The sequence below is a fragment of the Thalassotalea euphylliae genome (assembly GCF_003390395.1).
GTDB classification, from domain to species: Bacteria; Pseudomonadota; Gammaproteobacteria; order Enterobacterales; family Alteromonadaceae; genus Thalassotalea_F; species Thalassotalea_F euphylliae_C.
In genome coordinates this window covers 3,114,394-3,137,205 of sequence record NZ_QUOV01000001.1, presented here as the reverse complement: position 1 = coordinate 3,137,205, position 22,812 = coordinate 3,114,394, and the positions used below count along the sequence as shown (strand labels likewise).

Here is a 22,812-nt window from a genome sequence, read left to right as displayed (position 1 = left end):
CAAGGTGATAGATAGAGCTTAACAGCGGTGTGTAATGTTTGCGTAGTTTTAACTACTAGATTCTCTTATCTGCTTACTTAAATAGGTTACGGTATCTTTTGGGCAAATCTGTTTTAGCTCTTTTTACTGCAACAAATTTGACTGCTACTAAGCACCAAATTTCTGCTAAAAGGTTAAGTTAAAAGTGCAGCCTAAATCAGAATTATTCGCCAAACTAATAAAACCGCCATGGGCGAGCATAATTTGACGAGTCAGTGCTAAGCCAACGCCTGAGCCTTCGCGTTTTGTGGTAAAGAACGGAACAAATATCTTTTCAGCAACTTCTTCGCTAATGCCGCACCCGTTGTCACAAACTTCAATTAGTACACGACCACGGGCATTAAGGCTGGCACTTACGATGACTTGAGCTTGCTTGGTTTCTGCAACGGCATGTTCGGCATTTTGCAATAAGTTAATTAGTACCTGTTCTAACATATCGGCATCTGCCGTTAGCGTCAGGCTAGCAGGGGAAACACTAAACTGATATTGAACACCTTTGCTCGACCAATGTTGGCAGGCAAGGCGCTCAATGTGGTTAAAAAACTCGCTCAGTTTAATGAGCTGCTTATTTGGCGATGGTAAGCGGGTTAGGCGTCGGTAGCTGGTTACAAATTGCATTAAACCGTCGCTGCGTCTGGCGACCGTATTGACTGCATCGGTGACATCATTGAGCTCTTCTACTAATTCTGGTTGGTTCGTTACCTGCTGGGCAACATCGTCAACCAAGTCAACAGCGGTTTTTGCTAGCGACGCGACAGGTGTGATGCTGTTCATAATCTCATGAGTTAACACGCGCACTAAGTCCTGCCATGCGCTGAGCTGAGCTGCATCCAATTCAGATTGAATATCCTGTAAACTGATCAATAATTCCTGCTGCTGACCAATCGTGATGGCGGTCGCTGAAATACTGAGTTGATGAGGAGTATCGTCAATTTTGATGGTGATCAGTGAGCGCTCTCCTGGTGTCAGGCTGATAAGCCGTGAGCTAAAGTCGGGATGAAACTTATCGAGGTCGCTAAGCTTAGTGACTGAGTGGGTGCCGAATAAGCGTCGTGCGCTATTGTTCCATAAGGTAAGCTTGTTGTGGGTATTCTTTTCAGTCGAAACTAGGCTGATCAGTGGCACAGGGACATGTTCAACCACCGCTTTGAGATGGCGCAGGTTTTCCTCTTTTTGATTTCTCGCCTGTTGCAAGCGGCCAAGAATATCACCAAAGGCTTGGCCAAGTTCATCAAAACCTGTACCTAGCTCACTTAAATCAAAACGCTGAGAATAATCCGCATGGCGCGCCGCCTCGAAAAATCGCACTAGCTCGCCATTGGTTTTATTAACATAGCGAATTAATTCATAAAGCTGGGCGATAAGCAGCGCAGTGAGCAATATACTGGCAGCATGATAACCGGGCTGGCTAAGCAGCAGACTGAGCAAGAGCAATGAAACCATTGCCAATATGGTGCGGCTAATAATGCGCAGGGAAAATTGTTTAAAGCCCATGTTTCTCCATCCGGCGATAAAGCGCAGCGCGTGTTAAACCCAGCTCCTTAGCAGTGTGACTAATATTGTAAGCGTGCTTTTTTAATGCTTGAGCAATCGCCATTTTTTCAATGGCGTCGAGATTTAACTCGTCTGGCAAGTTGACAATGTTTGGTGCTTTATCGGCTTGGCTATATGAAGCGACGCTAGGTGCGTCATGTGTTAATTGGAAGTCTTGCGGGCTCAAGGTATCACCTTCGCATAAAATAATGGCACGTTCTATCGCATGGCGCAGTGCACGAATATTGCCGGGCCACTGGTAATCAAGGATGGCGGCTTTCGCTTCGTCACTAAGTTGTAATTCTGGCTTTTGGTATTTTTTACAGTACAGGGTAATAAAATGCTCGGCGATAGCAATAATATCTTGGCGACGCTCACGTAGTGGCGGTAGGGTGATTTCCACCGTATTTAAACGAAATAGCAAATCTTGGCGAAAGTGCTGCTCATCACATAACTTGGCTTTACTGACATTAGTGGCAGCGACGATACGAACATTAAACGCTTCTTCCTTGTTGCTACCCAGCGGCGTGACTTTGCGCTGCTCTAAAACGGTCAGTAACTTGGCTTGCAAGTGAAGTGGCAGATTACCTATTTCGTCAAGAAATAGGGTGCCACCTTCGGCGGCTTGTATTTTGCCTATTCGGTCTTGCTGAGCACCCGTAAATGCGCCCTTTTTATGACCAAACAGCTCACTTTCAAACAGTGATTCTGAAATCGCCCCTAAATCGACCGATAAAAATACCTGCTCTGCACGCGCGCTTTGGCGATGAATATCACGTGCGATTAATTCTTTACCTGTACCGTTTTCACCTAAAATCAACACATTGGCATCGGTTGGCGCAGCGCGGCTGACCAGTGAATGCACGTTTTGCATCGCAGGTGAATTACCAATAATGGCATCGCTACGGGTGGTGGTCGCTTGAACCAAGGCTTGATTGGCCACTTTTAGTTGCTGTGATTCGGCGCGGGTGTGCTTAAGCTCTAACGCAGTAGTCATGGTGGCAATCACTTTTTCGTTATGCCAAGGCTTGGCGATAAAGTCGGTCGCCCCCTGTTTGATCGCCTCTACGGCAATATCAACGCCGCCGTGGGCAGTGATCATGATCACTACTACTTCAGGTGCTAGTTGCTGAATTTGGCTTAGCCAGTGAAAACCTTGCTGACCAGAGCTTTCGCCGGGGCCAAAGTTCATATCCAGCAAAATCACATCATAGCCGTTGTCTGCCAGCAAGCTTGGTAATTGCTCTGGTCGGTTGCAGATATCGACTTGGCTGAATTTTCGTTTCAGTAATAGCTTGCCAGCAACCAAGATATCTTGGTCGTCATCGACAATCAGAATATGACCTTGCTGTTTCACTTAATTCCTCTTCGTTGATTCGCATTATTATCAGCAGCTAGCTTTCCTAACTGTTCATAAACGTACACCTAGTGTTCAAAAACGTACAGTTTTTTCATTGCTATTTCTTAGTGATTTATAAAAAGTATATAAAAATCAATAATTAACTTTGTTGGTGTGATTCTTGTCTTGTTTGTTATTAATAACGGTAAGTTAGCTGGCAAAGTTTGCGCCAATCACCTCGAATAGCGAATTATTTGAGTGTTGGATGGAGTAATAACACAGCCAATCAATAGCCAGAAAGTAATAAGCAAACATTAAGACAACAAATATATGAGTAATTCATTAAAAGCCGTTACACCAAAGGCAAGCCAAGAGCAGGCGCAGCCATCACATGCAGGGCAAGCAAAAGCTGGAGCCGGTATGGATCGCAAACTAGCAAAGAAAAAAAACGTTTGGCCTAAATTGGTACTCAGTGCAGCCACACTCAGCTTTGTCCTTTGGCTAGGCGTTAATATTAGCCAGCAAACCGGTGGCAAAATGCTCGCGATTAATAGCGAGCGAGTGGTGATTTCAACCGTTACCAGTAGCACCTTCGAAGACTTTATTCCGGTCCGTGGTCGCATAGCCCCAGCTAAAACCTTGTACTTAGACGCGATTGAAGGTGGTCGGGTTGAACGAATCTTAGTAGAAGATGGCGCTGCGCTTGCCGCAGGAGATTTAATTGTTGAGCTATCCAACGCTTCCTTGCAATTAAGTGTGCTGGGTAATGAGGCGAGAGTGGCAGAGCAGCTTAATAATATGCGCTCGATTGAGCTCAATTTAGAGCAAAATCGTCTGCGCCATAAACGCAACTTAATTGATATTGAATACCAAATTAAATTGCTAACGCGCCAAGTGGCGCGCGAGCAAGAATTAGTCGCCAGTGGCGCTGTGTCAAAATCTCAGTTCGATGATACCCGTGATACCTTGCAGTGGTATATCAACCAGCGGGAAGTAACCTTGGAAAGCCAAGCATCAGATACACGTATGCAGGAATCGCAACTGGCCTTTTTAAAACAAACGGGTGAGCGTTTAGAAAGTAATTTAGCGATTTCCCGCGAGAATTTAGAAAACATGAATGTTCGTGCGCCAGTGGCAGGCAAGTTGTCTGGCTTTAATGTTGAAGTTGGGCAAAGTATTGGCCGCGGTGAGCGCTTAGGGCAAATCGACACGCCCAATGATTATAAAGTCACTGCCTTTATTGATGAGTTCTATCTTGGCCGCGTTGATATTGGCCAACTGGCCAGCTATGAGCAGTACCCGCTGACAATCAGTAAGATTTACCCACAAGTGCAAAATGGCCAGTTTGAAGTTGATTTTACCTTCGCTGGTGAGCAGCCAAGCGGCATTCGCCGTGGCCAAACGGTACAAACCAAATTAACGCTGGGAGATGCCAGCAAAGCATTACTGCTGCCTAACGGCGCTTTTTACCAAGATACCGGTGGTAACTGGGTATTTGTCGTCGCGCCAGATGGCAGCGAAGCAATAAAACGTACTGTTCGCTTAGGTCGCCGCAATAACCAGTTTATTGAAGTGCTTGACGGCCTTGAGCAAGGTGAGCAAGTGATCACTAGCCCCTATACCAGCTATCGCGATATTGAGCGCTTGGCGCTTTCTGATAAATAAACAGGTAATAGCTGGCAATTAGCCAAGCTACCAGTCGCAGACTTAGACAGATTACAACAGACTTAATGACAAAATTAACGACAGGAAAAACAAGATGCTAAAACTACATAATTTATCGCGAGTTTATCAAACCGACGAAGTAGAAACCCTCGCGCTCAATGGCGTCAATATTGAAATAAACCAAGGGGAGTTTGTCGCCATTATGGGGCCATCAGGCTGCGGTAAGTCGACCTTGTTAAATACCATAGGCATGTTGGACTCACCTACAGGCGGTCAATACCTGTTTAACGGCGAAGATGTCTCAGGCTATGGTGAAGGACAATTGGCATCGCTGCGCAAAAAGCATATTGGGTTTATTTTTCAAAACTTTAACTTAATTGATGAATTAACCGTGGCGGAAAATATCGAGCTTGCCTTGCTCTATCACAATATCCCCGCCGCTGAGCGCAAAGCACGAGTCACCAAAATAATGGATAAGGTCGGCATTGGTCATCGCGCGGGTCATATGCCAAGCCAGCTATCAGGTGGTCAACAGCAGCGCGTTGCAGTGGCACGTGCCATTGTTGGCGATCAGCAATTAATTCTAGCCGATGAGCCAACCGGTAACCTTGATAGCGCTCATGGGCAGGAAGTGATGGATATGCTGCGCACCCTTAACGATGGTGGCACAACGATTGTGATGGTGACCCATAGCCCAGCGCACGCGGATTATGCCAAACGTACCATTAATTTATTTGATGGTCATGTCGTGACTGAAAATGTTCGGGCGGCCTAGGCGAGGAAGTCAAAATGTTTAGAAACTATTTAGTAACCGCGTGGCGCAATATCGTTAAAAACGGCGTCTTTTCTGCTATTAATATTTTTGGTTTAGCTGTTGGGCTAATGAGCTGTATTTTGATCATGCTATTTGTCCGAGCTGAGACTGGCTATGACAAGTGGTTGCCAGAGCATGAGCAAGTTGTTCGCATTCATACCGCCTATACCATGCCAGATAGACAACCTTTTTTAACGGTTAGATCGCCAGGTCGAATTATGGAAGCCGTGCGAGATTACGCGCGTGCAGAAGTTGAAACCGGCGTTCGTTTGATTCAGTGGAATTTGACCATTCGCAAAGGTGAAAACATCTTCGATGAGGCCATTACGATGGCTGATGGTAGCTTTTTAGACGTTTTCCAATTGCCTTTTGTTCACGGTGATCGCCAGTCTTCGTTTAGCCAGCCGATGAACTTAGTGGTGACAGAGGCGCTTGCTCATAAATATTTTGGTCGTACTGATGTGGTTGGTGAAACGCTTTCTGTTTGTTGTGTTGGCCCGCAAGGCCCTGCTGACGTAATGATTACTGGCGTTGTCAAAGACCTGCCAAATGAAACCCATCTTGATATTAATATGCTGTTCTACTTGCAACCGGCACTTTTTCCGCCGGGGAATAATGTGTTGGACACTTGGACTAGCGTAAATGTTTACACTTATTTTAAGTTAAATCCGCAGGTGAGTGCAGCGCAATTTCAAGAGCGAATCAACTATTGGTTAGATAACGAAAGTCCATTTGGCGCGATGTGGCAGCAACTTGTAGGTGACAAAGCCGCTGGCAGAAAAGTAACAGACTTTTTTAATATCAAGGTCATGAAGCTCACCGATTTGCACCTCAATGCTAAACAGGATGCCGGTAATATGGGCGACTTAACACCGATGGGTGACGCCAATATGATCCGCACTTTCTCGGTGGTTGCGTTAATTGTGTTAATCATTGCTTGTATTAACTTTATGAACTTAGCGACTGCCAAGGCGAGCAAAAGGGCGAAGGAAGTCGCCATGCGCAAAGTACTTGGTGCTTCGCGTAAACAGGTGGCGGTGCAGTTTCTTAGCGAAGCGATTATTTTAGTGTTTGTCGCGCTGTTGTTTGCGGTTGCTGCATCAGAGATTGTATTACCTTTTTATAACCAAATTCTTGGCACGAGTTTGCAACTGCAGCTTTTTGATGATCCCAGTTTGTTACTTGTCCTTATTTCAGTAGCCACTGTGGTAGGTATTCTTGCAGGCATTTATCCAGCATTGTACTTATCACGTTTTCTTCCGAGTCATATCTTAAAAGCGAGTAAGGCCAGTGAATCAGCTAATTCGACAAAGATGCGCGGTGTTTTGGTGGTTGTACAGTTTGCCGCTTCAATAACGTTAGTGGTTGCTACAGTGGTTGTGTATGGACAAACCTTGTACTCGACCATGGCTGATGTCGGCTTTAAAAGTGAAGACAAACTAATCCTTAACGTGCGCACTGCCACTGACAGGTTACAAAGCTTGCGCCAAGAGTTGCTTAGCTTACCCGAAGTAAACTCTGTGACCTTTAGCTCGGAAGCACCGACACAAGACGACGAAAACAACGATCAGTTTAGGCTGCTTGAACCAAATGATTATGGCGATGTAGTTGAGCCAATGTTCTTAAACTATCACAACATGGATTTCGGTTTCTTTGAAGCCTACGAGGTTGAACCTATTGCTGGGCGACTATTTAGTGAAGATTTTGGTAGCGATCGTATTGTTCATGCAACTGAAGCACAGAAGGCACAACAAGAAAAGTCACAGGCGGGTATTATTCTCAATTTAACGGCCGTGAAAAAGCTTGGTTTTACGAATCCTGAGAACATCATTGGCAAAACGTTAGTCAATCAAAATCATCAGTTCACGGTGATTGGGGTGATACCTGATATTCACTTTCGCTCAATGAAGTTTGGCATTCGCGCAACGGTCTTTACGCTCAATCCAAGCCGTTTTCGAATCGCTAATATTGCTTTTAATACGCAAAATCTACCAGCGCTTGTGAATAAAGTGGAAGATATCTGGCAGCGCAATGTTCCGCAGCACCCCATTAATTTGCAATTTTTATCTGAAATGATGGCTGCTCAGTATCAAGATGAACGCACCACTGCTCGATTATTTTTAGCTTTCTCTGTACTAGCGATTATTGTTGCCTGTTTGGGGCTTTACGGCTTATCTGCCTTTACCGTCGAACGTCGCACCAAAGAGATCGGCATACGTAAAGTGATGGGCGCAAGTGTAAAAGATATTGTTAAGCTGCTAATTTGGCAATTTTCTAAACCTGTGATGCTCGCCAATATTATTGCCTGGCCACTCGCAGCTTACTTTATGCTAACTTGGTTGCAGGCATTTCCATATCGCATTGATGCGTGGTGGATTGCACCGATTTGCCTAGGCGTTGGCGTTTTATCACTGTTGATTGCTTGGTTAACCGTTGGTGGCAATGCCGCTTGGGTGGCGCGTCGCAATCCAGTGCATGCGCTTAGGTATGAGTAACTGCTACGTGAAGTTTAAATCCTAAATGCAGATACAATGCTAGACATAAAAAAAGCGCTAACGTGATTCACGTTAGCGCTTTTTCTTAGTGGTATATGCTTGGCTTACAAGCCAGCAGCTGCGCGTAATGCATCAGCTTTATCTGTTTTTTCCCAACTGAATGCGGTGAAGGTTTCACCATCAACAGTTTTTTCATAAGGTTCGCGACCGAAGTGACCGTAAGCTGCTGTTTCTTGGTACATAGGGTGTAGCAAGTCAAGCATCTTAGTAATGCCGTATGGGCGTAAGTCGAAGTGTTCACGAACTAGTTCAACTAGCTTGTCTTCTGCAACTTTACCCGTACCAAAGGTTTCAACGGTAATTGACGTTGGCTCAGCCACACCAATCGCGTATGACACTTGAATTTCACAGCGCTCAGCAAGGCCAGCGGCTACGATATTCTTCGCGACGTAACGACCTGCGTAGGCCGCACTGCGGTCAACTTTTGATGGATCTTTACCAGAGAAAGCACCACCGCCGTGACGTGCCATACCGCCGTAGGTATCAACAATGATCTTACGCCCTGTTAAACCACAGTCACCTACTGGGCCACCGATCACAAAGCTACCCGTTGGGTTAATAAAGTATTTAGTATCGGCAGTTAGCAGTTCTTCTGGTAGCACGTGCTTGATAATGTTTTCCATTACCGCATCGTGCAACATTTCTTGGCTGATGTCAGGGTTGTGTTGAGTTGAAAGTACAACCGCATCAATCGCAACAGGCTTGTTGTTTTCGTAAACAAACGTTACCTGTGATTTTGCATCAGGGCGTAACCAAGGCAGTACACCAGACTTACGTACTTCTGCTTGGCGCTCGACTAATAAGTGAGAGTAGTAAAGCGGTGCAGGCATAAAGGTTGGCGTTTCGTTAGTTGCGTAACCAAACATTAAGCCTTGGTCACCAGCGCCTTGCTCTTCTGGTTTTGCACGGTCAACACCTTGTGCGATTTCAGAAGATTGCTGGCCAATCAGATTCATAATGCCACAAGTTTCACCGTCAAAACCGACATCTGATGAGGTGTAACCAATATCACTGATTACTTTGCGCGTTAGGCTTTCTAAATCAACCCAAGCTGATGTTGAAATCTCACCTGAGATAATGGCAACGCCAGTTTTAACCATAGTTTCACAAGCAACACGAGCATGCTTGTCTTGAGCAATAATTGCGTCTAATACCGCATCAGAAATTTGATCGGCAATTTTATCCGGGTGACCTTCTGAAACAGATTCAGAGGTGAATAGGTGTCTAGACATAAAACCTCAATTATCATTGAAATAGGGTAATTGTTGTCGCTTATGCACATAGTGCAAGCTGCTTGCTACTACGCAGTTTCAACCCGATAGGATTTTATTAGTTAACCTAGCTTGCCAATAAGGCTAATGAAGCTAACTAATCGCAATACTAAAAATAGGCCACGACAAATTTTTCGCCATTCTACTCGAACTGAAGATTGATGAAAAGTTTTTTACGCCTAGACGTCTAAATGGCTTATTTGGCTTGATAGGGTTTCTTAGCGTGATAGTTGGTGAAAACTCAACTTGCTTGGCCAAAAGGTTTGAATAACTTGCTGTTGCGCTTGCGTTAGTGCACTGGAATAGACTTGGTAACCTTGAGCGGCTGTTAAGCCCTGAATGTCTATATCGCTTTGCGCTAACAGATTATTGAGTGTTAGCCGGCGAATAAGCTCATTGGTGACAGGTTGGGCGGTTTCTAGTAACTCAATACCTGCTGGTAAATGAGCTTTGATTTGTTGCTCTATCAATGGGTAGTGAGTGCAGCCGAGCACTAAGGAGTCTATTTGTTTATCGACAAGCGGGGCGATAAAGCTATCGAGTAGCGCTTGGCATGTGTCACTCTCATGGTCGCCTTGTTCAATTTGTTGCACTAGGCCTGGGCACGGTTGAATATGTACTTGTGCATCTTGCTTGTAACTTTCAACAAGCCTGAGAAAGCGATCATTCTTGGCCGTAGCTTGTGTCACCATTATCCCAACCGACTTGGCTTTAGATTGTTTGGCCGCGGGCTTTATTGCTGGCTCTACGCCAATAATCGGTAACGTATATTTTGCGCGCAGCTCTTCAATTGCGACGACAGTTGCTGTATTGCAAGCCACAACAATGGCTTTCACCCCCTGCTTTATCAGGAAGTTAGCAACAAAGTCAGCTCTGGCTATAATGTCTTTATGGCTTTTGTCGCCGTATGGTGCAAAGCCACTGTCTGCGACATAAATTAGCTGCTCATTTGGCAAGTTTTGCGCAACACAACGCGCAATGGAAAGTCCACCAATACCTGAATCGAAAATACCAATAGGAGCCTGTGTGTTGCAGCTAGCCTGAGTTGTTACCATGTCACCCATTTATGTGATCAAAAAGCAAAGTTAATAGAAAATGTTGCCGTTATAGGGAGTTTTACTGGTTTTGTAAAGTAACTTGGCGAGGTACTTGCGTGTATTGATAGGGGTCAGGTGTCGTTGGCTTCTTATAAAGCAGAGAAATTTAATGGAAAGTAAAGTGTCGTTTAACCAGCTTAAACAGTTTCCAAGGTTGATGTGGATCGTGCTCTTTGGCGACTTAATTACGCGTGGTAGCTTTTATATGGTGTGGCCGTTCTTGGCGGTGATGCTTTATAAATCGTTTGGTATTTCGGCCACGCAAGTTGGGTTAATTTTATCGGGCGCTGCGGTAATTTCTGTGTTTATTGGCTTTTTTGGCGGTGCGCTGTCAGACAAATTTGGCCGAAAGATTATTATGTTCAGCGCTGGTAGCCTGTATGTGATTTCATTCGTGTTATTAGCCAATGTGGAAACCGTTACTGGCTATGTCATTGTTATCGCGCTTTGCTCTATATCGAAGGCGATTTGGGATCCACCCACTCAAGCATTAGTGTCTGATATTCTACCCGATGTACAAGTGCGCGAATTAGGTTTGCAAGCCCGTTACTTTGTGATCAATGTGGGTTGTGCAATTGGTCCAATGGCTGGCGTATATATCGGTATTACTGGGCAACAGTCGGGATTTTTAGTGACAGCAGGAGCGTTTGCCTTGTGGATGCTATTACTTGCTTACGGCATGCGACATTTTACGAGATACCAAGCAAATCAAAAAGCTAATCAACAAGCGAATCTGCAAGCTAGGCAAAGCGAGATAGTGGCGAAAGACGAAAGAGAAGTTCAGCAAGAAAGTAATCAACAACCTCAAAATGCGAAGTCGAAAGCGACTCAAAAAGCGTCATACAAGCCTAAATCCAACATGTTAGATACCCTGAAAATACTGGCCAAAGATAGGGTACTGCAATGCTTGATTGTCGCTAACATTATCTGCAAGTTTGTTTATGCTCAGATGGATTCAACACTCATCCAATACCTTACCCGAGCAGATGTACCAGAGTTGATGAAGCTTATCTCTAGTATGATTTTTGCCAATGCGGCAGTCATTGTTTGCTTGCAGTTTGTGCTATTAAAAATGATGGCAAGGCTATCGCTAACAAGCCGAATTCAAGTGGGTTTAGTATTGCTGGCACTTGCGCAAGTATGGATGGCGATTAACCCGGTAACGGCCTTTTGGGGGTGGATTGGCGCAGTGGTTATTCTGAGTATTGGCGAAGCCATCTTGTTCCCGACCATGAATGTCCATATTGATCGCTTAGCGCCGACTCATTTGCGCGGCGCCTATTTTGGTGCGGCATCTTTTTACTATATTGGCTTTGCCTTAGCACCGTTAGGCGGTGGTGCCATGCTCGACTTCTTGGGCGGTGCCTGGGTCTTTGTAATAGCAGCACTATTGGTGTTGCTGGTTATGTATTTATACTCAATATTGGATACATTAACGCGACCAAATTTTGCCAAAGCCGAAAAGGCTTCAAGCCGTGCAAGGAGGTAATAAATGGTTTGTATTAGAAGTAGTTAACCAACTAGCTTAAACAACGTTTACAGAAAAGTTGCGAGAAAAAAGAAAAGAGCTGCTTCCAGAATGCCGTAGCCAACGTCAGCCCTTGAACACCGTGTGCTCAAGGCGGGAATCAATATACTCACCGTAGGCTTCTCGGTACAAGCCGAGCTTGCTCAATAGCCAGTAAATGAAACCCTAGGGTAAAGATTATCGGCTCAGGGACATAGTTAACTTACGCACATCCCAGAAGACAGGTGTTGAGTATAGCAAATTCTTATTGCGGATTAAGTAATTTATTGGCGAATTGGATCGTTTGCCGACCTTTTGAGCTAAGTGATTAATTCTTGGTAGGAGTTTGTTTGTTCGGCTTCTTATTGGTTAAGCGGGCAGGGCAGATAATCAGGGTTGAGAGATTTTAGCTTCGCTTCGCTAAGCAAAGCGGTGACCGCTGCTCGTTCGCCAAACAGTTTACCGTTTTCTAGCCAAGTGACCATCAGCTCTTGATCATATTGCATTAGCGATTGAGCATTGACCCAATCTTGGTTGTAAAGCTCACTGTAACGTTGCTGGTCAAGCGCTGTCTGCTCGGCGAGCGCTTCGTCGTCATCTAATGTTCGGTAAATTTCTTTAAGCAACCCCGAACCAAAGCTTTGCAGATCGACATTGTTGCTATTGCCATCAAGTGACTTTGCCAGCCTCAGGCAGCTATCTTGGTACTTATTGAGGTTGCCTGTGCAGAAGTCGACTAAATAGCTCAGGTTATTCAATTGCGCTGAGGCCAGTTCATCGGCAGTGTTCCTCAGCTTAGTGTAGGCAATATCGATGCGGCCGATGCTGGTACTGAGGAAAAGGTCGACATAATTAAAATAGTAATTATCGAAACGACTTTTATTGGCTGCGATCTCAAGATAACGAAGAAACTGGCTTGGTTTTCGTTGAACTAATTTATTGGTGGCCAGTTGCAGCCATAAATAGCCATTGTCGTTGTCGGACTGCGCTACCAAGGTATCGAGTTGTTCGCCGCAGCCTTTGTCATGAGGTAATTGCAAACAGGCCTTGAGCAATTGGTGTACGGCGATGCTGTCGTTTGGGTTGTCTTGCAAGTAGTCACTAAAAAATAAACGTTTATGGTGATTGCTGGCGCCGCTATCGGCGGAAAAGATGTAACCTAGTTTGCGCAGTTCAATATCATCAACCGCATAACCTTCATTAAAAAATGCTGTCAATTGGCTATCAAGTAGCTGATGCTCTTGGTCGGTGAACTCAGCAAATGGGCAACGCTTAATCGCTGACGCTTCTGTCGCTTCATCATCATCGAGCGAGCTTTGTGTGCTAGCAGGAGGGGGGGCTGGAGTTTGGCTAATTTGAGCTTGCAGTCTAAAGCTGTCTGCCCAATGTGTTGACTTATTTGGGCTGCCAAGCTGGCTATTTGCTTGGTTAGTCGAATGATTAGCAGAGTGGCGATGGCTACTCGTAGCTTGGGTGGTTTGAGGTGTTGCAGCTTGATACTGCCAATACAAGATAATGGCAAGGAGTAAGCTAATCGCCAGCCACACCTTGCTATTCATGATAACTTGTTCCGGTTTATACCAAGTTATGCAGACTTATCGATTTGCGAAACCAGGGCTTGTTCTATGGTTTCCTGCAATAAGTTGATTTGATTTTGGGTTTCTTGCTGTTCAACTTCTCGTTGCTTGTTTGCTGCCAGCAAATCATGAGCAAGATTAAGCGCGACCATGGTCATTGCCTGCTCTGTTGTCGCAATGGTTTCGCTGTCGCTATATGCGGCCAATCGCTTGTCTAGCTCGGCAGCGGCGGCGAACAACGCACTTTCTTGCCCACTTGGACAACCGATTTTAAGCTTTCGACCTGCGACGGATATTTCAACTTTATTGCGCATTGGCGGAGCGAATTCCTTATAAACCAATAATAACCTCGAACTATAGCCATCTGAAAAAGCAGATGCAAGTAGTTCGTTGCGCAAGCTGGTGAATTTACTGAGTTTGCGGCATTTTTTGTTGATCAAACGCCAAATAAGCTGACAAAAGCCTGTGCTTAGGTGTTTTTAACTGGAGTCAAATGGCTTGGCAATGGTACGATTAGCGGTATCTAATACCATGACATTTGTGAACTTTTATGTCTGATCAATCTTTACTCGACTTTGCTGATTTGCAAGCTACATTAAGTGCAGAAAGCCTGCAAGCTCACGCCAGTGAACTTCATGGCGTATTAACCGGCTTAATTGCCTCAGGTTATGAATTTGAAAGCACTGACTACCTTGCCATGCTTAACGATATGTTTAACAACGGCGAAGGCTTTCCATTGGCGGTTAAATCGGCCATCAAGCAAGTGTACAGCGAAATTTGGCAGTCACTGCTAGATGATTCGTTTGGCTTTAAATTAATGCTGCCTGATGATGACGATACCATCGCAGAGCGCGCCAATGGCTTGGGTCACTGGGTTCAGGGCTTTAACTTAGGTTATGGCTTGCAGCAAAAAGACAATGCAGTGGCGTCTGAAGATGTTAAAGAAGTACTGTCTGACTTTAGTGAAATCGCTAATTTATCCGATGAAATTGATGATGATGAAGCCACTGAGCAAGCTTATTACGAAATTGCGGAGTATGTAAAAGTTTCTGTTTTACTGTGCTTTGCTGAGCTTGCTAGCCCGCCAAGCACAGACGATAAAAAAACGATTCACTAATCATTTATTAAGCTAACTATTCACTAACCGAGAAAGTTATTAGGCGGTTCATGCTAAAACATACATTGTTACCTGTTGAAGAATTCGTTGCGCGCCGTCAAACCATGTTTGACGCGATGCCAAGCAACAGTATTGCCATCGTAAGTGCTGCGCACGAAGTAACGCGCAGCAATGATACCGAATATCCGTTTTGTCAGAATAAAAACTTTTACTACTTAACGGGTTTTAATGAGCCAGAAGCAGTGTTGATGCTGATTAAGTCTGCCGAGCAACAAAGTGTACTGTTTTGCCGCGATAAAGATCCACAAATGGAAGTATGGCACGGTCGCCGCATTGGGCCTGAACTTGCCAAGCAAGAATTTGGTGTTGAGCAAGCGCTTAGCATCGATGATATCGATGAATTTGCGGTTGAGCATTTTTCACAGGTCGACAAAGTGCTGTGCTGCTTTGATGAAGCTGAAACGATGGCGCTTACCACCGACTGGCTTTCGCAAGTTGCTGCTAAAAGTCGTATTGGCAAACGTGCGCCAGCGAGTTTAGTGAACTGCGCAGCGCTTATTCACGAATTTCGTTTGCATAAAACCGAGCGTGAAATTGCCTTAATGCGTCAGGCGAACGTGATCAGCGGTCAAGCACATCAAAGAGCGATGCAAGCCACGCAAGCGGGTAAGTTTGAATACCAAATTGAAGCAGAACTTCTGCATGAGTTTGCGGTGAATGGCGCGCGTTATGCGGCGTACAATTCAATAGTTGCCGGTGGTGACAATGCCAATATTTTGCATTATACAGACAATAATGAAGCATTAAATGACGGCGACTTGCTACTAATTGACGCAGGCGGCGAACTCGCTGGCTATGCGGCTGATATCACGCGAACGTTTCCAGTGAGTGGCAAATTTAGCGAGCCACAAAAAGCGATTTATCAGCTAGTGCTTGATGCGCAGCAAGCGGCAATTGAGGCTATCGAGCCCGGTAACACACTAGCGGCACTTAATGACCTAGTGTGCGATGTTTTAACCAAAGGCTTATACGACCTAGGTATTTTAACGGGCGATTTAACCGAGCTGATTGCTGACAAAGCGTGTAAGCAATACTTTATTCATGGTTTAGGCCACTGGCTAGGGTTAGATGTGCATGACGTGGGTGATTATCACGCCAACGAAGAGCGCCAACAGTTGCGCCCATTTGTGGCAGGTATGGTGATGACCATAGAACCTGGCATTTATATTCCCAAAGGAAGTGATGTTGCAGACAAGTGGCAGGGCATAGGGGTGCGCATTGAAGACAATGTGCTGGTTACCGAGCACGGTTATGAAAATTTAACGGTCAGCGCACCTAAAACAGTTGATGCGATTGAAGCATTAATGGCTGAGTCAAAATAAGAACTGGTTGGTAAAATTAGTGGTATGAGCGCTGAAAGTAGCAATATGAGCCAAGGCACTTCAAAACAGACGAAAGAGCAAACTGAACAGCAAGTCGATATCAGCATTGTCGGTGGTGGCTTGTCAGGTCTATTGATGGCGGTTAGCTTGTTAAAACAGCCTAACATTCCCCAGCACAGTAAACTTGCCATTATTGAAGCGGCCAAGCTTGAACCAAGCCAAATTAATCCCTTTGATGATCGCGTGCTCGCGCTTTCACATGGCAGTGTTGAGTACCTGCGTTCGCTTGGTGTATGGACGCTAATGGCAGATGACGCTAACCCGATTGAAACGATTCATATTTCAGATCGTGGCAACTATGGCAAGGCGCGTATTAAGGCAACAGATCACCAAGTTGAAGCGCTTGGTTATGTTATTCCGCTCGCGAGTATTGCCAATGGCTTACTTGCTGCACTTAAAACAGCCGATGAGCATAACAAGCCAATTCAATGGTACACCGATAGCCAAATTGAACAGCTAACTATTAAGGCTGAGCATAGCAATATCAAGCTAGCTGCTGGCGCTCAAGCTGAGCCGATTGATATTGAGGCAAAGCTTGTAATCGCTTGTGATGGTGGCCAGTCGCTGTGCCGCAAGGTTGCGAAAATTGGCACTTCACAACAAGATTATGGGCAATGGGCAGTGATCGCCAACGTTTGTCCAGAGCTGCCGCACAATAATCGCGCTTTTGAACGTTTTACTGAACATGGGCCGATTGCTATGTTGCCGATGACCAATCAGCAATGCTCACTAGTTTGGACTTTACCACCAGAGCAAGCGCAGCAGATAAGCGAGCTTGACGACAAAGCATTTTGTTTGGCACTTGAACAGGCGTTTGGGCGCTGGCTTGGCAGTATTCAGTCAACCAGTAAACGTTCTATTTTCCCGCTCAGTTTAGTGCAAGCCGAGCAGCAAAGTTATCACCGTATGGCACTGGTGGGGAACGCGTCACACACGATTCACCCCATTGCAGGCCAAGGTTTTAATTTAGGGCTACGAGATGTCAAAGTACTGGCTGACTTAGTGCAGCAGCAAATTGCCAGCGGCGAAGCTGACCTAGGTAATGCGAAATTACTTAATCAATATCAAGTTATGCGCGAATCTGATCAGCAAGCGATTATCAAGCTCACCGACTCCATGGTAACCTTATTTTCTAATGACTTACCGCCACTGTTGGCGGGACGTAATATTGGCTTGAAAGTCATGAACTATCTCTCGCCTTTGCAAAAAGCATTTGTCAATAAAACTATGGGCTACTAAAGCTTGTGGGTTGCGACGTTTGAGGGTTACTGGCGCTAAGCGCGAGATACAGGAATAAAGAATGCAGAAATACGATTTGCTTATTATTGGCGGTGGTATGGTTGGCTTAAGTCTCGCTTTAGCGGTCAGAAAGTTAACCGATTTAACCATCGCTATTGTTGAACCTAACCAGCCAACAGAGCTTGCGCAAGCGCCAGAGCTTAGAGTTAGTGCGATTAATGCTGCCAGTGAGCAGTTATTGAACAATTTAGGGGTTTGGTCAGCAATTGCCCAGCAGCGTTTGCAGCCCTATCGTCATATGCATGTTTGGGACAAGGCAAATATCGGCGCTTTAGATTTCGATATCAATCAATTAAGTGATGCGCGTAATCGCGAGAACTTAGGTTATATCATTGAAAATAAAGTGATCCGCAATGCGCTTTGGCAGCAAGCTGAGGCAGATAACGGCATTAGCTTACTTACCCAAGAGCCTCTGCAAAACATTGCCATGGGCGACCATGAAGTGTTCGCCAGTTTTGCCAGCCAAATGCCAGTGATGGCCAAGTTGGTAGTGGGCGCAGATGGCGCAAACTCTTGGCTGCGTCAACAACTTGATATGACCATGGCGTTTCGCGATTATGACAATCATGCGTTAGTGGCGACAGTTGATTGTGAGTTAGGTCATCAAGACACCGCATGGCAAGTGTTTCTGCCTCAAGGGCCGCTAGCATTTTTACCGCTTTACAATACCAATCAATGCTCAATTGTGTGGTCGACTTCACCACAAGAAGCCGAGCACTTGCAACAGTTAGACGTTAGCGAAGTATCAAAAGCGCTAACCGCTGCCTCAGATGGTAAGCTAGGCCAAGTGACGTTAGCCAGTGACATGCAAAGCTACCCTCTGACCATGCGTTTAGCACATAAATTTACTAAAGGGCGCGCTGTGCTCATTGGTGATGCTGCTCATACGATTCACCCCCTGGCAGGGCAGGGAGTGAACTTAGGGCTGCAAGATGCTGCAAGCCTTGCCCAGCTTATTAGCGAGCATTATCACAGTGAAAACAGCTCGCAAGCGAGCAGTGATAGTGCTAACAGCGCATGGCACAGCGATAAAATGCTCAGTCAATATAACCGTTGGCGACGCGCGGAAGCGCTTGAAATGGTCACGGCGATGGAAGCCATCAAACAGAGTTTTACGCCACAAATCGCGCCGATTAAATTACTGCGTGGCCTTGGCATGGGGTTAATTAATCATATTCCGGCGGTGAAGCAGCAGATGATCAAACAAGCGATGGGGCTTAGCGGCGACCTGCCAGAGATTTCGCAGTAACTTGACTCACCCCCTTAATCAACCGTCTAAACAATTCTTAAATGCACATTAAAAAGGCCAGCTTGCGAAGCTGGCCTTTTTATTTGTCTTTTTATCTATTTAAGGTGGCTAGTGCCAATCTTATTTCTTGTAAACATCTTCTAATGGTCGGTATTGAATACCGTGAAATAAACAGAATAGGACAGGTACAACAATTAGCGTAAGGATTGTTGCCACACCTAAACCGAACATTACTACAGCCGCCATCGATTCGAAGAAAGCGTCAACCAAGAGTGGCATCATACCTAAAATCGTTGTAATCGCCGCCATAGACACAGGGCGCACACGACTTACGGCTGAATCAAACACCGCTAGGTAAGGATCTTTGCCAGCGGCAAGTTCGCTGTTGATTTGATCGAGTAAGACAATACCGTTTTTCAGTAGCATCCCTGACAAACTCAGCATGCCCAGCAGTGCCATAAAGCCAAACGGTTTATCCAGCACTAACAGACCAGTGACGATACCGACTAGCGCAAGTGGTACACAAGCCCAAATTACCAGTGGCTTTTTCACCGCATTAAATAGGAATACTGTGATCAAGAACATTAACAAGTAGCCAACAGGTAGCGAGGCAAATATCGCTTCAGAAGCATCTTGTGAGTCTTCGTATTCACCGCCCCAGTTAATGCTATAACCTTGCGGCAACTCAACTGCTTCTACTTGCGCTAAGATTCGATTGCGCAACGAGTCAGCAGTTTCATTGGTTTTAAAGTCTGGATCCATCATGACCGTGATCATACGCTTTCTGTCTTTACGCATAATGATCGGGTCTTCCCAGCGCAGTTCCGTGCTAGTAATCACTTGATTAATTGGCACTAACTGGTTGTAAATTGGTGACCAAATTTGAATGGTGGATGCCGACGATGGACGTTCATCTTCCGGTGTACGTGTCACAATTGGCAATAATGAAGTACCTTCTTTATAAAGACCAACTGTTAACCCAGAAAGGTTCATTTGCAAGGTGTTATCAACGTCTTCCTTGGTGATACCTAAGCGACGTGCTTGGGTTTCGTTAAACTGAGGTTCAAACACTTTAGTGCGCTCGCGCCAGTTGTGACGAACGTTTACCGTACCACCGGCTTCACGGAAAATACCAATCACTTCCGTTGCTAGTGTGCGCAGGGTGTCTGGATCTGGGCCGGTAATTTCTACTTCAACTTTTGCCGCTGGTGATGGGCCTATTTCTAAGCGCTTAAATTTATTTAGCAGCTCAGGATAGTTTTGGTCGATATAAGCCTGTGCATTCTCCATTGTCGCTAGAACGTTGTCGAATGAATCAACACGCACCATTAGCTGAGCATAAGCTGCGTAACTGCGCTCTGTTTCGTAGGTTAACATAAAGCGCTGCGCACCTTGGCCTGTGGTTGAGGTCACGTGTTCAACCGCATCATAGCTCATTACTTGCTGTTCAATTTCTTGCGCAATTTCGTAAGTATGGCGAATATCCGTACCTTCTGGCATCCATAAATCTACCAAGAAAATAGGCGTAGTTGATGGTGGGAAGAAAGCTTGTTTAACCGAGCCAAAAGCTACAATGGATAGGGCAAACAAGGCAACAACCGTAATAATGGTTAACGCTTTAAAACGCATACAAATATTCAAAAACGCTTTGTAGAAAACAAAGATTGCACCTTTGTAAGGGTCATCTTGCTCGCCGCCGTTGTCGCCGTCTTTGTTATTGTTAAGTAGTGAAGTTGGCGTTTCTTTGAATAACAAGCTGGCAAAAAATGGTGTTAAAGTCACCGCCGTTATCCAGCTAATAAAGAGTGAAATTAGTAGTACCCAGAATAAGCTACCTGCGAACTCACCCGTGGCGTCTGGGCTCAGGCCAATTGGCGCAAAGGCAGTAATGGCGATCACCGTAGCACCCAGCAGCGGCCAAATGGTTTGTTTTACAATGGCATTGGCGGCTTGCAGTTTCGTTTGCCCTCGCGCTTGGCCAATCAGTATCCCTTCGACAATCACAATGGCGTTATCCACCAGCATACCTAGGGCGATAATTAACGCACCCAGTGAAATACGTTGCAGGTTAATGTCGTATAGGTTCATTACTAAGAAGGTGCCTAGTACGGTAAGTAGTAAGATCCAGCCAATTAATAGGCCAGACTTAATACCCATAAAGACGAGTAATACAACGACAACGATAACGACCGCTTCAATTAGATTAAGCATAAAGGCGGCTACTGAGTTATCTACCTCTTTAGGTTGGTTGTAGATTTCACCGACCACCATACCTGCAGGGCGATACTGCTCAAGCTCAGCCATACGTTGCTCGATGCGGGTACCAACATCAACTACGTTAACACCCGTGACAAAAGACACACCGATGTTAATAGCTTGATTACCGTTATAGTTGATTAAGTTGCGCGGTACTTCTTGGAAGCCTTTGCTAATGGTTGCCACGTCTTTTAGGTAGATCAGGCGATCGCTACTCGGGCTAGAGATAATCAAATCTTCAAGTTGTTTAACCGACTTAAACTCACCCGTTGGGTGCACATAGATGTAATCTGGGCCGCTGCGCATAGCACCAGCGCTTTGCACAACATTTTGTGCGCGAAGCACATTGTAAATTGAACCCGGTGGCACACCTAAGTTGGCTAGTTTATTGGCTGAAAGTTCAATAAATACCGTTTCTTGCTGTTCACCGGCCACAGAAACTTTTGAAACCCCGTCGATTAACTCAATATCACGCTTGAGAAAATCAACATAGTCTTTCAAGTCTTGGTAACTAAAGCCGTCACCAGTAACGGCCCACATAATGCCGTAAACATCACCAAAGTCGTCAATAACTTGCGGCTCATTCACACCTGGTGGTAACTGGGCTTTGATGTCGTTCACTTTACGGCGTAGCTCGTCCCAGATTTGCGGCAATTCATCAGGGCCGTAGGTATTTTTCATACTAACGGTAATTTGTGATAAACCACGGCTGTTAATTGAAGTGATTTTGTCAATGTAAGCCAGCGTCATTAGCTGCTTTTCAATGACGTACGATACTTCTTCTTCCACTTGCAGCGGAGAAGCACCGGGGTATGAGGTGTTGATCAAGGCATCTTTGATCGTAAAATCAGGGTCTTCCAGTTGACCTAGGCCGAAGTAGGCATGGGTGCCGCCAACGAGCAAGATCAGCGTAAACATCCAGCTGATCACTTTGTTCTTAATAAAATATTCAGCGATACTCATCGACTAAGCCTCCTTCTCGGCAACAATAACTTCAGTTCCGCGGCGCAAATAATGCAGCCCTTTGGTGATCACTTTATCACCCGGCTTAATATCGCCAATGACTTCAACGTGTGACTTATCAACAAGTCGGCCAAGGGTAACTTCTACTGGTTCAACTTGTGTACCGTTAAGACGCCAAATAATTGAGGTAAAGCTTGATGAGGAGTAGCTATCAGGCAATACCACGGCATGCAGCGGCACCACTGAGTAATAAGCTGAATCGCGTTCAATTTGAGCTAAATCTAAAGAAATACTACCAGGCATACCTTGAATTACCGGTTTTGCCTGTGTTGATGGCATTTCCAATACTAAGGTGAAGCTGCGGTTTTCTTCATTTTGCTCAGTCGTATGCTCTTTGTATTCTGCTTTGAAGATTTGATTGGGGTAAGCATCCAGTTTTACATCTACGGTATGTTGTTGACCGTCGACTTTTTGCTGATCGGCACTAGCAACTAAAATATCAGGCATGTCGATACGAACTTCCACCATGTCCAGTTTGTGCATGGTAATAATCGGACGACCTACAGTGGTAGCTTGAAAGCGCTCAATAGCAACATCAGAAATAATGCCATCAAACGGTGCACGTAAATACACATAATCTAGTTGGCTTTGCGCATAGTTATAACGAGCGAGGGCAATTTCATAACGCGCTAAAAGCTCGTCATAGGTGCTTTCTGGCATATTGCCGCGATCGACCATTTGTTTTGCACGTGCTGCTTGTACTTTCGAAAGTTCAACTTTTGCTTTCGCTTCACTTACCGCAAGTACTAGTAAGGTGTCGTCAAGCTTGGCAAGTAATTCACCTTTTTTAACTTCCATCCCTTCGGTGGCAATCAGCTCGTTGACCTCACCATTAAGCTGGAAGCTTAACTGGGTTAATTCACTGGCGTGAACTACGGCTGGGAAGGTTTGTAGTTTTTCATTGCTGATTTCAGGAATGGTTTCAACACTTACTCTAATCGGCTGCACTTGCGGTGTGGGTGCAGGAGTACAACCTGCAATCGTGACAAGGGCGAGTAATACTAGTGCTATCTGATTGTAGAATTTCAT

The 22,812-nt window shown here is 45.3% G+C and carries 16 protein-coding genes and 1 other RNA gene; 8 read left to right on the top strand and 9 right to left on the bottom strand.

All coding sequences use genetic code 11. The annotated features are described in order from the left end of the window. Positions 1–165: 165 nt before the first annotated feature. Both DXX92_RS13875 and DXX92_RS13870 read right to left on the bottom strand, forming a co-directional pair. Positions 166–1,533: a sensor histidine kinase gene (locus DXX92_RS13875; RefSeq protein WP_116000982.1), complete on the bottom strand. Its 1,368-nt coding sequence runs from the start codon at positions 1,531–1,533 to the stop codon at positions 166–168. Next, the gene (locus DXX92_RS13870; RefSeq protein ID WP_116000981.1) at positions 1,523–2,929 is read right to left on the bottom strand and encodes a sigma-54-dependent transcriptional regulator; all 1,407 of its coding nucleotides are present in this window, start codon (positions 2,927–2,929) and stop codon (positions 1,523–1,525) included. The genes DXX92_RS13875 and DXX92_RS13870 overlap by 11 nt, the downstream gene beginning before the upstream one ends. Positions 2,930–3,241: 312 nt before the next feature. On the opposite strand from DXX92_RS13870, the gene DXX92_RS13865 reads away from it, so the two are divergent. From DXX92_RS13865 to DXX92_RS13855, 3 genes are all read left to right on the top strand, one after another. Further along, a complete protein-coding gene (locus DXX92_RS13865; RefSeq protein WP_116000980.1) occupies positions 3,242–4,576 on the top strand; it encodes an efflux RND transporter periplasmic adaptor subunit in 1,335 nt (444 codons plus the stop codon). A gap of 94 nt (positions 4,577–4,670) precedes the next feature. Next, complete coding sequence (locus tag DXX92_RS13860; protein WP_116000979.1) at positions 4,671–5,351, top strand: ABC transporter ATP-binding protein; 681 nt, start codon at positions 4,671–4,673, stop codon at positions 5,349–5,351. A gap of 14 nt (positions 5,352–5,365) precedes the next feature. Continuing rightward, complete coding sequence (locus DXX92_RS13855; RefSeq protein WP_116000978.1) at positions 5,366–7,885, top strand: ABC transporter permease; 2,520 nt, start codon at positions 5,366–5,368, stop codon at positions 7,883–7,885. A gap of 104 nt (positions 7,886–7,989) precedes the next feature. Here DXX92_RS13855 and metK read toward each other — a convergent pair whose 3' ends face one another. Next, positions 7,990–9,177 (bottom strand): methionine adenosyltransferase, encoded by a 1,188-nt coding sequence (gene metK, locus DXX92_RS13850; RefSeq protein WP_116000977.1) that lies wholly within the window; start codon positions 9,175–9,177, stop codon positions 7,990–7,992. A gap of 257 nt (positions 9,178–9,434) precedes the next feature. Further along, complete coding sequence (gene murI / locus DXX92_RS13845; protein ID WP_220347659.1) at positions 9,435–10,271, bottom strand: glutamate racemase; 837 nt, start codon at positions 10,269–10,271, stop codon at positions 9,435–9,437. Between the two features lie 151 nt (positions 10,272–10,422). Here murI and DXX92_RS13840 point away from each other — a divergent pair, with 151 nt between their 5' ends. Further along, positions 10,423–11,802 carry an MDR family MFS transporter gene (locus DXX92_RS13840; RefSeq protein ID WP_116000976.1) on the top strand — a complete coding sequence of 460 codons (1,380 nt, stop codon included), beginning with the start codon at positions 10,423–10,425 and terminating at the stop codon, positions 11,800–11,802. A 78-nt stretch (positions 11,803–11,880) separates the two neighbouring features. Here DXX92_RS13840 and ssrS read toward each other — a convergent pair. The 3 genes from ssrS to DXX92_RS13825 all read right to left on the bottom strand — a co-directional run bounded on the left by ssrS (position 11,881) and on the right by DXX92_RS13825 (position 13,711). Continuing rightward, positions 11,881–12,064, bottom strand: a non-coding RNA gene (gene ssrS, locus DXX92_RS13835) — 6S RNA. Positions 12,065–12,182: 118 nt separating this feature from the next. After that, a complete protein-coding gene (locus DXX92_RS13830) occupies positions 12,183–13,379 on the bottom strand; it encodes a hypothetical protein (protein WP_116000975.1) in 1,197 nt (398 codons plus the stop codon). A 26-nt stretch (positions 13,380–13,405) separates the two neighbouring features. Then, positions 13,406–13,711, bottom strand: a complete 306-nt coding sequence (locus DXX92_RS13825; RefSeq protein WP_116002442.1) for a cell division protein ZapA — start codon at positions 13,709–13,711, stop codon at positions 13,406–13,408. A 236-nt stretch (positions 13,712–13,947) separates the two neighbouring features. On the opposite strand from DXX92_RS13825, the gene DXX92_RS13820 reads away from it, so the two are divergent. From DXX92_RS13820 to DXX92_RS13805, 4 genes are all read left to right on the top strand, one after another. Then, complete coding sequence (locus DXX92_RS13820) at positions 13,948–14,514, top strand: UPF0149 family protein (RefSeq protein WP_116000974.1); 567 nt, start codon at positions 13,948–13,950, stop codon at positions 14,512–14,514. A gap of 50 nt (positions 14,515–14,564) precedes the next feature. After that, on the top strand, positions 14,565–15,896 hold the full coding sequence (pepP, locus tag DXX92_RS13815; protein WP_428977342.1) for a Xaa-Pro aminopeptidase: 1,332 nt from the start codon (positions 14,565–14,567) through the stop codon (positions 15,894–15,896). Positions 15,897–15,920: 24 nt separating this feature from the next. Continuing rightward, positions 15,921–17,195 (top strand): 2-octaprenyl-6-methoxyphenyl hydroxylase, encoded by a 1,275-nt coding sequence (gene ubiH, locus DXX92_RS13810; protein WP_245961486.1) that lies wholly within the window; start codon positions 15,921–15,923, stop codon positions 17,193–17,195. A gap of 61 nt (positions 17,196–17,256) precedes the next feature. Then, complete coding sequence (locus tag DXX92_RS13805) at positions 17,257–18,504, top strand: FAD-dependent monooxygenase (RefSeq protein ID WP_116000973.1); 1,248 nt, start codon at positions 17,257–17,259, stop codon at positions 18,502–18,504. Positions 18,505–18,624: 120 nt separating this feature from the next. On the opposite strand, the gene DXX92_RS13800 is transcribed toward DXX92_RS13805, so the two are convergent. Both DXX92_RS13800 and DXX92_RS13795 read right to left on the bottom strand, forming a co-directional pair. Further along, positions 18,625–21,723: an efflux RND transporter permease subunit gene (locus tag DXX92_RS13800; RefSeq protein ID WP_116000972.1), complete on the bottom strand. Its 3,099-nt coding sequence runs from the start codon at positions 21,721–21,723 to the stop codon at positions 18,625–18,627. Between the two features lie 3 nt (positions 21,724–21,726). After that, entirely contained in the window at positions 21,727–22,812 is a 1,086-nt protein-coding gene (locus DXX92_RS13795; protein ID WP_116000971.1) for an efflux RND transporter periplasmic adaptor subunit, read from the bottom strand.

What these genes read in the sequence shown, in the direction of transcription:
- DXX92_RS13795 (WP_116000971.1), bottom strand. Translation starts at nt 22,812, where the DNA reads ATGAAATTCTACAATCAGATAGCACTAGTATTACTCGCCCTTGTCACG.
- DXX92_RS13825 (WP_116002442.1), bottom strand. Translation starts at nt 13,711, where the DNA reads ATGCGCAATAAAGTTGAAATATCCGTCGCAGGTCGAAAGCTTAAAATC.
- DXX92_RS13805 (WP_116000973.1), top strand. Translation starts at nt 17,257, where the DNA reads ATGCAGAAATACGATTTGCTTATTATTGGCGGTGGTATGGTTGGCTTA.
- metK (WP_116000977.1), bottom strand. Translation starts at nt 9,177, where the DNA reads ATGTCTAGACACCTATTCACCTCTGAATCTGTTTCAGAAGGTCACCCG.
- DXX92_RS13800 (WP_116000972.1), bottom strand. Translation starts at nt 21,723, where the DNA reads ATGAGTATCGCTGAATATTTTATTAAGAACAAAGTGATCAGCTGGATG.
- pepP (WP_428977342.1), top strand. Translation starts at nt 14,565, where the DNA reads ATGCTAAAACATACATTGTTACCTGTTGAAGAATTCGTTGCGCGCCGT.
- DXX92_RS13830 (WP_116000975.1), bottom strand. Translation starts at nt 13,379, where the DNA reads ATGAATAGCAAGGTGTGGCTGGCGATTAGCTTACTCCTTGCCATTATC.
- DXX92_RS13865 (WP_116000980.1), top strand. Translation starts at nt 3,242, where the DNA reads ATGAGTAATTCATTAAAAGCCGTTACACCAAAGGCAAGCCAAGAGCAG.
- murI (WP_220347659.1), bottom strand. Translation starts at nt 10,271, where the DNA reads ATGGTAACAACTCAGGCTAGCTGCAACACACAGGCTCCTATTGGTATT.
- DXX92_RS13875 (WP_116000982.1), bottom strand. Translation starts at nt 1,533, where the DNA reads ATGGGCTTTAAACAATTTTCCCTGCGCATTATTAGCCGCACCATATTG.
- DXX92_RS13820 (WP_116000974.1), top strand. Translation starts at nt 13,948, where the DNA reads ATGTCTGATCAATCTTTACTCGACTTTGCTGATTTGCAAGCTACATTA.
- DXX92_RS13860 (WP_116000979.1), top strand. Translation starts at nt 4,671, where the DNA reads ATGCTAAAACTACATAATTTATCGCGAGTTTATCAAACCGACGAAGTA.
- DXX92_RS13840 (WP_116000976.1), top strand. Translation starts at nt 10,423, where the DNA reads ATGGAAAGTAAAGTGTCGTTTAACCAGCTTAAACAGTTTCCAAGGTTG.
- ubiH (WP_245961486.1), top strand. Translation starts at nt 15,921, where the DNA reads ATGAGCGCTGAAAGTAGCAATATGAGCCAAGGCACTTCAAAACAGACG.
- DXX92_RS13855 (WP_116000978.1), top strand. Translation starts at nt 5,366, where the DNA reads ATGTTTAGAAACTATTTAGTAACCGCGTGGCGCAATATCGTTAAAAAC.